The organism is Streptomyces sp. NPDC093568, from assembly GCF_044764945.1.
Taxonomy (GTDB): domain Bacteria; phylum Actinomycetota; class Actinomycetes; order Streptomycetales; family Streptomycetaceae; genus Streptomyces.
In genome coordinates, this window is record NZ_JBIWJD010000007.1 from 102,563 (window position 1) to 113,222 (window position 10,660).

Annotated in this window: 10 protein-coding genes; 4 read left to right on the plus strand and 6 right to left on the minus strand. The window is 72.1% G+C overall.

All coding sequences use genetic code 11. From position 1 onward, the window contains the following. Positions 1-44: 44 nt before the first annotated feature. The 3 genes from ACIRD7_RS27085 to ACIRD7_RS27095 are packed head-to-tail and all read left to right on the plus strand — an operon-like array spanning position 45 to position 1,737. Positions 45-560 carry a carboxymuconolactone decarboxylase family protein gene (locus ACIRD7_RS27085; protein WP_403457672.1) on the plus strand — a complete coding sequence of 172 codons (516 nt, stop codon included), beginning with the start codon at positions 45-47 and terminating at the stop codon, positions 558-560. Next, positions 557-1,003, plus strand: coding sequence for a carboxymuconolactone decarboxylase family protein (locus ACIRD7_RS27090; protein ID WP_403457674.1), 447 nt, complete (start codon positions 557-559; stop codon positions 1,001-1,003). The genes ACIRD7_RS27085 and ACIRD7_RS27090 overlap by 4 nt, the downstream gene beginning before the upstream one ends. Then, complete coding sequence (locus ACIRD7_RS27095; protein WP_403457675.1) at positions 1,000-1,737, plus strand: isocitrate lyase/phosphoenolpyruvate mutase family protein; 738 nt, start codon at positions 1,000-1,002, stop codon at positions 1,735-1,737. Before ACIRD7_RS27090 ends, ACIRD7_RS27095 begins: the two co-directional genes overlap by 4 nt. 3 nt (positions 1,738-1,740) lie before the next feature. Here the strand turns inward: ACIRD7_RS27095 and ACIRD7_RS27100 are convergent, their stop codons facing one another. The 6 genes from ACIRD7_RS27100 to ACIRD7_RS27125 all read right to left on the minus strand — a co-directional run bounded on the left by ACIRD7_RS27100 (position 1,741) and on the right by ACIRD7_RS27125 (position 9,611). Continuing rightward, positions 1,741-2,697, minus strand: coding sequence for an ABC transporter substrate-binding protein (locus ACIRD7_RS27100; RefSeq protein ID WP_403457676.1), 957 nt, complete (start codon positions 2,695-2,697; stop codon positions 1,741-1,743). A gap of 1 nt (position 2,698) precedes the next feature. After that, on the minus strand, positions 2,699-4,648 hold the full coding sequence (locus tag ACIRD7_RS27105) for an ABC transporter permease (RefSeq protein WP_403457678.1): 1,950 nt from the start codon (positions 4,646-4,648) through the stop codon (positions 2,699-2,701). Further along, positions 4,649-5,746 (minus strand): glycine betaine/L-proline ABC transporter ATP-binding protein, encoded by a 1,098-nt coding sequence (locus ACIRD7_RS27110; RefSeq protein ID WP_403457681.1) that lies wholly within the window; start codon positions 5,744-5,746, stop codon positions 4,649-4,651. It lies immediately after the preceding gene. Further along, the gene (locus ACIRD7_RS27115) at positions 5,746-7,275 is read right to left on the minus strand and encodes a GMC family oxidoreductase (RefSeq protein ID WP_403457683.1); all 1,530 of its coding nucleotides are present in this window, start codon (positions 7,273-7,275) and stop codon (positions 5,746-5,748) included. Before ACIRD7_RS27115 ends, ACIRD7_RS27110 begins: the two co-directional genes overlap by 1 nt. Positions 7,276-7,334: 59 nt before the next feature. Next, entirely contained in the window at positions 7,335-8,861 is a 1,527-nt protein-coding gene (locus ACIRD7_RS27120) for an aldehyde dehydrogenase family protein (RefSeq protein WP_403457685.1), read from the minus strand. Between the two features lie 180 nt (positions 8,862-9,041). Further along, positions 9,042-9,611: a DinB family protein gene (locus ACIRD7_RS27125; protein WP_403457686.1), complete on the minus strand. Its 570-nt coding sequence runs from the start codon at positions 9,609-9,611 to the stop codon at positions 9,042-9,044. Positions 9,612-9,671: 60 nt separating this feature from the next. On the opposite strand from ACIRD7_RS27125, the gene ACIRD7_RS27130 reads away from it, so the two are divergent. Beyond that, positions 9,672-10,652, plus strand: a complete 981-nt coding sequence (locus ACIRD7_RS27130) for a helix-turn-helix transcriptional regulator (RefSeq protein ID WP_403457687.1) — start codon at positions 9,672-9,674, stop codon at positions 10,650-10,652. Positions 10,653-10,660: the final 8 nt, after the last annotated feature.

A 10,660-nucleotide genomic window follows, 5' to 3' on the forward strand; every position in this document is an offset into this window, starting at 1 on the left:
AGTGGACCATACTCCTGGGCTGCTTCGCTCCTAGGGTCGACACCATGACAACGATCGACAGCACCCCCGACGCCACGGCGGTCGAGTACGCGGCCGAGCGTCCGGCCCGGCTGAACTGGGCCGAGCACGCCCCCGAGGTCTACAAGGCGATGGTCCGCGCCGACGCGGCCGCCCGTAAGGGCCTCGAACCGCGGCTGTACGAGCTGGTGAAGATCCGCGCCTCGCAGCTCAACCACTGCGCGTTCTGCATCGACATGCACACCAAGGACGCCCTGGCGGCCGGTGAGAGCGTCGAGCGGATCGTCCAGCTCAGCGCCTGGGAGGAGTCGGCGCACTTCTACACGGAGAAGGAGCTCGCGGCGATCGAGCTGACGGAGGCCGTGACGGTCCTGACGGACGGGTTCGTGCCCGACGAGGTGTACGACCGTGCCGCCGCGCACTTCGAGGAGGCCGAGCTGGCCCAGCTGATCTCGGCGATCGCGGTGATCAACGCCTGGAACCGGTTCGGGGTGACCTGCCGGATGACGCCGGGCCACTACCGCCCGGGACAGCATTCGTGACCCGACGCACCCGGCTTCTCGACCCGGCCGTCGCGCAGGCCCTGTCGGCCGTCAGCGCGGCCGCGAGGAAGGGGCTCGGCGACCCGGCGCTCGCCGAACTCGTCGTGCTCCGGGCCTCGCAGCTCAACCGGTGCGCGTTCTGCCTGGACATGCATCTGGCCCTCGCCCGCGAGTACGGGGTGAGCGAAGGGCAGTTGGACATGCTGGCCGTCTGGGAGGAGGCCGAGGACCTCTTCGACGAGCGGGAACGCGCCGCGCTCGCGCTGACCGAGGCGATCACCGTTCTCACGGACGGCTTTGTGCCCGATGATGTGTACGACCGTGCCGCCGCCCACTTCGACGATGACCGACTCGCCCATCTCATCGCGCTGATCGCCGCCATCAACAACTGGAACCGGGTGATGGTCAGCCGCCGCATTCCACCAGGGGGACACAGAACGTGACCAAGGTCGAGACCTTCCGCGCGCTCCACCGGCGCCGCTCGCCGGGCGACCCGCTCGTCCTGCCGGGCCCGTGGGACGCCGCGTCCGCCCGCGTCTTCGTCGAGGCCGGTTTCCCGGCGCTCGCCACGCCGAGCGCGGGCGTCGCCGGTTCCCTCGGCCACGAGGACGGGCAGACCCCGGCCGAGGAGATGTTCGCGGCGGTCGCGCGGATCGTCCGGGCCGTCGACGTCCCGGTGTCGGCGGACATCGAGGGCGGGTACGGGATCGCGCCGAAGCAGCTGGTGGAGCGGCTGCTGGAGACCGGTGCCGTGGGGTGCAACCTGGAGGACTCCGAGGACGGGGTGCTCAAGGACCCTCGCGCGCACGCCGACTGGCTCGCCGAGGTGCGGGACGCCGCCGGTGACCGGCTCTTCGTCAACGCCCGGATCGACACCTTCATCCGGGCGCGTGAGGGCGCCGACCCCAAGGACGCCGCCGAACAGGCCATCGAGCGGGCCGCGTTGTACGTCGCCGCGGGCGCCGACTGCGTGTATCCGATCGGCGCCCCCGTCGACGTACTGCCGTTGCTGCGCTCCGGGATCAAGGGGCCGGTCAATGTGCACGGCACGGTGACCGGCGGCCCCTCGCCCGCCGAACTCGGCGAACTCGGGGCCACCCGCGTCACGTTCGGGCCGGGGCTCCAGCGCGGGGCCGTCGAGGCGCTGCGGGAGATCACGGCCGGTCTGACGAGGTGAGGCTCAGGACAGCCACGCCTTCCACGTGGACTCGTGGCTGTCCACCCACTTCTTCGCCGCCTCCTCGGGCGACAGCTTCTGCTCGGCGATCATCAGGGAGACCTGGTTCTGGTCCTCGGTCGTCCACTTGAACTTCTTCAGCAGGGCCGCCGCCTCGCCGCCCTCCTTGGAGAAGTCGGCGTTGAGGTACTTCTGCAGCGGGGTGTGCGGATAGGCGCAGGCGACCTTCTCCGGGTCGGCGTCACAGCCCTCCTTGTACGCCGGCAGCTTCACCTCGGTCATCGGGACCTTCTTGAACAGCCACTGCGGTTCGTACCAGTACGTCAGGAAGGGCTTCTTCTCCTTGGCGAACTGCTCGATCTGCGTGATCTGCGCGGCCTCTGAACCGGCGAACACCACCTGGTAGTCCAGGTCCAGATTGCTCACCAGCGCCTTGTCGTTGGTGACGTAGGACGGCGAGCCGTCCATCAGCTGGCCCTTGCCGCCGCTCTCGGCGGTGCGCATCTGCCCGGCGTACTTGTCGAGGTTCTTCCAGTCGGTGACGTCCGGGTGCTCCTTGGCGAAGTACGTCGGGACGTACCAGCCGATGTGCCCGGTGACCCCGAGGTCACCGCCCGGCACGATCGTCTTCTTGTCCTTGACGTACCGCTGCTCCTCCTCGGGGTGGCCCCAGTCCTCAAGGAGCGCGTCGACGCGGCCCTGGCTGAGCGCGTCCCAGGCGGGCACCTCGTCGATCTGGACGGTGTCGACGCGGTAGCCGAGCTCGTGCTCCAGCAGGTACTGGACGACGGCCACGTTGGACTGCGCGCCCACCCAGGACTGCACGGACAGGGTCACGGTCTTGGCGCCCTGCGCGTTGGCGAACGGCGAGGCCTGTTTGGTCATGTCGGCGGCGCCGCAGCCGGTGAGCAGCAGCAGCGAGGCCGCCCCGGCCACCACGGCGGTCGTACGAACTCGCATGTCACGCTCCCTTCTTCGTGCGGCGTTCCGTCGGCTGGGTCACCCGGTCGAGCATCAGGCCCAGGCAGACGATCGCCGCGCCGGCCACCAGACCGGTGGGCAGGTCGCCCTGGGCGAGGCCGAAGACGACGTCGTAGCCGAGCGCGCCGCCGCCGACCAGGCCGCCGATGATGACGACGGCGAGGACCAGGACGACGCCCTGGTTGACGGCGAGCAGCAGGGCGGGCCGGGCGAGCGGCAGCTGGACCTGGCGCAGCTGCTGGGCCGGGGTCGCGCCGAGCGAGCGCGCCGACTCCATGGCCGCCGGGTCGACCTGGCGCAGGCCCTGGGTGGTGATGCGGACGACGGCGGGCAGCGCGTAGACGACGGCCGCGGCGACGGCCGGGGCACGGCCCACGCCGAACAGGGCCACCACCGGGATCAGGTACACGAACTGCGGCATCGTCTGGAAGACGTCCAGGACGGGGCGCAGCAGGCGTTCGAGGCGGTCGCTGCGGGCGGCCGCGATGCCGGTCGCGAAGCCCAGGACCAGGGTGACGGCGACGGCCGCCAGGACCTGGGAGAGGGTGTCGAGGGACGGCTTCCACACGCCGAGGACACCGATCGCGGCCATGGCGAGCACGGCGGTCAGCGCGGTGCGCCAGGTGCCGATCAGCCAGGCCAGCGCGGCGACGATCAGCAGGACCGACCACCAGGGCAGCCACTGCAGGCCGTCGCGCACGGGGTCGAGGACCCAGGTGGTGAAGTGGGCCGCCCAGTCGGCGGTGCCGCCGATGACGGGGACACCGGAGTAGAGGTGGTCGGTCATCCAGTCGACGGCGCGGTTGACCGGCTCGGCGATGTTCAGGGCCCAGGCGTCGGGCCAGTCGAGGAGGCCCGCGAGGCGTCCGGCGACGGCCGCGACGACGGTGCCGGCGAGGGCGTACAGCCACAGGGAGCGGCCGTTCGGGCGGGGTTCCGCGCCCAGGCTCTCGCCCGCCGCGCCGGTCACCCGGTCGAGGACCACGGCGAGCAGCACGATCGGGATGCCGGCCGCGAGCGCGGCGCCGACGTCGACCGAGGCCAGCGCCTGGTAGACGCGGTCACCGAGGCCGCCGGCGCCGATGACCGACGCGATGACGGCCATGGACAGCGCCATCATGATCGTCTGGTTGAGGCCGAGGAGGAGTTCCTTGCGGGCCAGCGGGATCCGGGCGGTCAGCAGGCGCTGGCGCGCGGTGGTGCCGAGCGACTCGACGGCCTCCAGCACCTCCTTGTCGGCGCCGCGCAGGCCGAGGGCGGTGAGCCGGGCCATCGGCGGGGCGGCGTAGACGACGGTGGCCAGGACGGCGGCGGGGACGCCGATGCCGAAGACCAGGACGACGGGGAGCAGATAGGCGAACGCCGGGAGCACCTGCATGGTGTCGAGGATGGGGCGCAGGATCCGGTCCATACGGTCGGACAGCCCGGCGGCGAGGCCCAGCACGACGCCCACGAGGACCGAGGCGAGCACGGCGACGATCATCAGCGCGAGGGTCTGCATGGTCGGCACCCACATGCCGAGGAACCCGCAGGCCAGGAACGCGGCCGCGGTACCGGCGGCGAGCCGCGGGCCGGCGACGCGCCAGGCGGTCAGGGCCGCGGCGGCGGTGACGCCGGCCCAGCCGGCGGCGAGCAGCACCAGGTACACGGCGCGTACGCAGATCACGACCGCGTTGCTGATGTGCCCGAAGAAGTACAGGAACAGCGGGTGGCTGTCGCGGTTGTCGATGATCCAGTCGCTGGCCTTGGTCAGCGGCTCGGAGACGTCGACGGTCAGCGCGCCCGGCCAGGCGCCGCTCGCCCAGCGGGCGTCGGCCAGCGGGACGAGGACCGCGGCGACGAGCGCGAGCAGCAGGAGCTTGCGGGTGCCGGGGCGTTGGAGGAAGCCGGGCAGGGCGGTGCGCGGGGCGGTGGCGGTGACCGTGGCCATTCACACCACCTCCTTGGGCTGCTCCGTCCCCGCCACGACGCCCAGGAGGCGCTCGTGGTCGACGACGCCCAGGCAGCGGCCGTCCTCCATGACTCGGGCCGCGTTGCCGCTGCGCGCGACTGCCTCGATCGCCTCGGACACGGTCGCGTCCGGCGCGAGGGCAGGGCCGCTGCCGGCCTCGTCGGCCGACGCGGTGCGCATGGCCGTACGGACGGTCAGGACCTGTTCGCGCGGGACGTCCCGGACGAACTCGCGGACGTAGTCGTCGGCCGGGGAGCCCACGATCTCCTCCGGGGTGCCCAGCTGGACCACGCGGCCGTCGCGCATCAGGGCGATCCGGTCGCCGAGCTTGAGGGCCTCGCTGAGGTCGTGCGTGATGAAGACCATCGTGCGGCCCTCCTCGCGGTGCAGGCGGACGACCTCCTCCTGCATGTCCCGCCGGATCAGCGGGTCGAGCGCGCTGAACGGCTCGTCGAAGAGCAGCACCTCGGGGTCCACCGCGAGCGCCCGCGCCAGGCCGACGCGCTGGCGCTGACCGCCGGAGAGCTGGCCGGGCCTGCGGTGCTCCATGCCCTCCAGGCCGACCTTGGCCACGACCTCGGCGGCCCGCTCCCGGCGCTCCGCCTTGCCGACGCCCTGGATCTCCAGGCCGTACGCCACGTTGTCCAGGACCGTGCGGTGCGGGAGCAGGCCGAAGTGCTGGAAGACCATCGCGGCGCGGTGGCGGCGCAGTTCGCGCAGGCGGGTCTTGTCCATGGCGCGTACGTCCTCGCCGTCGATGGCGATGGTGCCGGCCGTCGGCTCGATGAGCCGGGTCAGACAGCGCACGAGCGTGGACTTGCCGGAGCCGGACAGGCCCATGACGACGAAGACCTCGCCCTTGCGGACGTCGAAGGACACGTCCTGGACGGCCGCCGTGCAGCCGGTGCGCTCACGCAGTTCGGCGGGCGCGAGCGCGGCCAGCTCGGGGTCGGCGGGGACCCGGTGCGCCTTGGGGCCGAAGACCTTCCACAGGCCTTCCACAGAGAAGACCGGGGCGGTCGGCGGCTTACGGGTCTCGGGCGTCTCGGGCGTCGCGGTGCTGGTGGTCGTACTCATCACGCCTCACCTCCAATCAGGTCGACGGCCTTCTCACCGACCATGAGCACCCCGATCATCGGGTTCACGGCGGTCATCGTCGGGAAGACGGAGGCGTCGGCGATTCGGATGTTCTCCATGCCGCGGATCCGCAACTGCGGGTCGACCACGGCCAGTTCGTCGTCGGCGGCGCCCATGCGGCAGGTGCCGGCCGGGTGGTACACGGTGTGCGCGACCTTGCGCGCGTACTCGCTCAACTCCTCGTCTGCGGTGATCTCGGGCCCGGGGCACACCTCGCGCTTGAGCCAGGTGGCCAGCGGCTCGGTGGCCGCGATCTCGCGGGCGATGCGGATGCCGTCGACGAGGGTGCGGCCGTCGTAGTCGTCCTCGTCGGTGAAGTAGCGGAAGTCCAGCGCGGGCTTGACGGCCGGGTCGGCGCTGGTGAGGTAGAGCCGGCCGCGGCTCTTGGGCTTGGGGATGTTCGGGGTCATCGAGACGCCGAACTGCGGCCGCTGGTAGCCCAGTCGCTCGGGGTTGTCCGTGAAGGGCACCTGGTAGAAGTGGAACATCAGGTCCGGGCCCTGGTGTTCGGGGTCGCGGCGCACGAACAGACCCGCGTCGGAGTCCATCGCGGAGTTCTCCGGGATCGGGCCGTGGGTCTCCCAGACGATCACCGACTCGGGGTGGTCGAGCAGGTTCTCACCGACGCCCGGCAGGTCGTGGACGACCGGGATGCCCAGCTCGGTGAGGTCCTCGCGCGGGCCGATGCCGGAGTGCATCAGCAGCCGCGGCGAGTCGACGGCACCCGCGCACAGGACGACCTCGCGCCGGGCACGGACCAGGATCTCCTCGCCGTCCTTGGTGCGCACGTGCACGCCCTCGGCGCGGGTGCCGTCCAGCTCCAGCTTGTACGCCCACGTCTCCAGCAGGATCGTGAGGTTCTCGCGCTCGTCCATCACCGGGTGCAGATACGCCACCGACGCCGAGGAACGCTTGTTGTTCTCGGGGTGGTAGGCGAGGTCGAAGAAGCCGGCGCCCTCGGTGAAGGGCTGCTTGTTGAAGCCCTCGACACGCGGGACGCCGAGCGCGCCCTGGGCGGCGTCGACGAAGTCACGGGCGATGGCGTTCCGGTCGTTCTCGTCGACGGGGACGATGTTGTTCTTGAGCCGGGCGTAGTACGCCTCCATCGGCACCGCGCCCCAGCCCTTGGCGCCGGCCTCCTCCCACTCGTCCCAGTCGGACGGCAGCGGCTTGAAGGCAATGAGGGTGTTGTGCGAGGAGCAGCCGCCCAGGACGCGGGCGCGGCTGTGCCGGATGTGCGAGTTGCCGCGGGGCTGCTCGGTGGTGGGGTAGTCGTAGTCCAGCTCGCCGCCGAGCAGGCCCATCCAGCGGCGCAGGGTCAGGACGTCGTCGCGGCCGACGTCACTCGGGCCGCCCTCGATGACGGCGACGGTGGTGTCGGGGTTCTCGGTGAGGCGGGAGGCGATCACGGAGCCTGCGGTGCCGCCGCCGATGACGACGTAGTCGTAGACATGGGTGTTCTGGGACATGAGGGGGGGTACTCCAGAGGGGCTTGCGAAGTCTTGTGCGGCGCGAGGGGGTAGCCGAGTCAGCCGGAGAACCAGCGCACGGGCTTCGGCGCGAGGTTCTGGTAGACGTGCTTGGCCTCGCGGTACTCGGCGAGTCCGGCCGGGCCGAGTTCGCGGCCCACCCCGCTCTTGCCGAAGCCGCCCCACTCCGCCTGGGGGAGGTAGGGGTGGAAGTCGTTGATCCAGACGGTGCCGTGCCGCAGGCGACCCGCGACGCGGCGGGCGCGGCCGGCGTCGGCGGTCCAGACGGCGCCCGCGAGGCCGTACTCGGTGTCGTTGGCGAGGGCGATCGCCTCGTCCTCGGTGCGGAAGGTCTCGACGGTGAGGACCGGGCCGAAGACCTCCTCGCGCACGACCTTCATCTCGCGGTGGCAGTGGTCGAGCAGCGTGGGCTCGTAGAAGTAGCCGCTCTCCGGGCGCTCCGGGGACGGCTCGGGGCGCTTGCCGCCGGAGCGCAGCACCGCGCCCTCCTTGAGCGCGGAGTCGACGTACGCCTCGACCTTGGCGCGCTGCTGCTCGGAGACGAGGGGGCCGCACTCGACGCCGTCGGCGGTGCCGCGGCCGAGGCGGATGCGCTCGGCCCTGCGCGCCAGCTCGGCGACGAAGCGGTCCCGGACCGACTCCTCGATGATCAGGCGGGCGCCGGCCGAGCAGACCTGGCCGCTGTGGATGAAGGCGGCGTTGAGGGCCTGGTCGACGGCGGTGTCGAAGGCCTCGTCGGTGGCGCAGGCGTCGGCGAAGACGACATTGGGGTTCTTGCCGCCGAGTTCGAGGGCGACCTTCTTGACGCTGGGCGCCGCGGCCTGGGCCACCTTGGTGCCGCTGACCAGGCCGCCGGTGAAGGAGACCAGGTCGACGTCGGGGTGCTCGGCGAGCCGGGCGCCGACGGAGTGGCCGGGCCCGGTGACGATATTGGCGACCCCGGCCGGCAGACCGGCCTCGACGAGCAGTTCGATCAGGGCGATCGTCGTCAGCGGGGTGATCTCGCTGGGCTTGACGACGAAGGTGTTGCCGGCGGCGAGCGCGGGCGCGATCTTCCAGCTGGCCTGGAGCAGCGGGTAGTTCCAGGGGGTGATCAGCGCGCACACACCGACCGGCTCGTGGACGACGACGCTGTGGATGTCGGGCGAGCCGGCGTCGACGACCCGGCCTGGTGCCTCGGCGGCGACGAGGTCGGCGAAGTAGCGGAAGGCGTCGGCGACGCAGTCGATGTCGACCCGGCCCTCCTCGACCGTCTTGCCGGCGTCGCGGCTCTCCAGCAGACCGAGCTGCTCGCGGTCGCGCACGAGCAGGTCGGCGACGCGGCGCAGCAGGGCGGCGCGCTCGGCGACGGGGGTGCGGGGCCACTCGCCCTGAGCGCCGTCGAAGGCGCGGCGAGCGGCGTCCACCGCCAGATCGGTGTCCTTCTCGTCACCCTCCGCGACCACGGCGAACGGCGCCCCGTCCGCGGGGTCGAGGATCTCGCGCGTCGCGCCGGAGACGGCCGCCCGCCATTCCCCTCCCACGTGGATGGTGCCGCGTGCCTGGAGTTCCGTACTTTCCGCCATGATCGGTGTTGCCTTCCGTTCCTGTTCAGAGCCCCTGTGTCACACGTATGTCACGCACGGGACCGAGTGCGCCTGCCCCCCGCCTGCGGATGCATGCGCGTTCCATGGCCGAAAGTGCGCTGCATCACTGAACATGGGGACGAACCGGGCGGAACGGGTGACCGGTAAGGCCCTCAGGGGTCAGGGGGACGGGAAGTCGGCCGGCGGGTCCTCCCCCACCCGGCCGTCGACGGACTCGCGGATCATGTCGGCCTGGCCGAGATGACGGGCGTACTCCTCGATGAGGTCGATCAGCAGGCGCCGCAGGCTGGGTGACTCCCCACGCGAAGAGGTGTACGCGACGAGCCGGCCGGCGTCGCCCTCGGCGAGGGCCGAGCGCACATGGCCGCGCGAGCGCGCCACGGCCGCCTTCCAGAGCGCGTACAGCTCCCCGGGGCTGTCCCGCACGGCCGAGGTCCACTCCCAGTCGGGCTCGCTGTCCCAGTCCACGCCGTCCCAGGGCGCGCCGAGCTCCGCGCCCAGCAGGCGCCGGGTGAGGTACTCGTCCTCCACCAGGGCCAGGTGCTTGAGCAGCCCGCCCAGCGTGAGCGCGGACGGCGCGAGCCGGGCGGTCAGCCCCGCCGCGTCCAGTCCCTCGCACTTCCAGGCGAAGATCCGGCGCTGCCGCTCCAGGGAGCCGACGAGGGTGTCCACCTCGCTGCCGGCGACGGGCGGTTCGAGGAGGACCGGCTCTTGGGTGTCTTGAGTCATGAGCGGCAGACTAGGGACCATTCCGGTCGATCGGCTTCCGGAATCCTCCCCCGGCGGAAGATGAGCCACGACGAGAGCCCCACCGCCCGCGCCCTGCTGCTCCTGGAGCTGCTCCAGGGCAGTCCCGGCATCACCGCGGCGCGCCTGGCCGACCGCCTCGGCGTCTCCGAGCGCGCCGCCCGCCGCTATGTCGGCATCCTGCGCGAGGCCGGCATCCCCGTCGAGTCCACCCGGGGCCCCTACGGCGGCTACCGCATCGGCCGGGGCCTGCGGCTGCCGCCGCTGATGTTCTCGCCGACCGAGGCGCTCGGCCTGGTCATGGCCGTGCTGGAGGGCCATCACGACGCGGCCGACCCGGCCGGCCCGGTGGGCGCCGCGCTCGGCAAGCTGCTGCGGGCTCTGCCCGAGCCGGTCGCGGACCCGGCCGAGGCGCTCCGCAGGGTCAGCGCCCGGGGCGGCCCCGGAACCGCCGCGCGCCCGGACCCGGACACCACCGCGGCCCTCGTGCAGGCCGCCGCCGCCCACCGCCGCCTGCGCCTCGGCTACCGGCTCGGCGCACGCGGCGAGCGCGAGATGGAGGTCGACCCGTGGGCGGTCGTCGTCCACCACGGCCGCTGGTACCTGCTGTGCTGGTCACACACGCGCGACGCGCGCCGCGTGCTGCGGGTGGACCGGGTCACGAGCGTCGCGGTGCTGCCCCACACCTTCGAGCCGCCCGCGGACCTGCGGCCCGCCGAGACCCTGGAGGAGCATCTCTCCCAGGGCTGGACCCACGAGGTGGAGATCGTGATCGAGGCGCCCGTCGCGCTCGTGACCGAGTGGCTCCCCCGCAGCCTCGGCCGCCCCGAGCCGATCGACGAGCACACCACGCGTCTCCTCGCCACCACCGACGAACCGGACTGGTACGCCGAGCAGCTCACCGCGATCCGGGCGCCGTTCCGGATCGTCGGGCCCCCGGAGCTGCGGGAGGCGGTGCGCGCCCTCGGCCGCCGCCTCGCCGAAGCAGCCGAAGACCTGGACCGCGACCAGACATTTGACTAAAGTCAAAG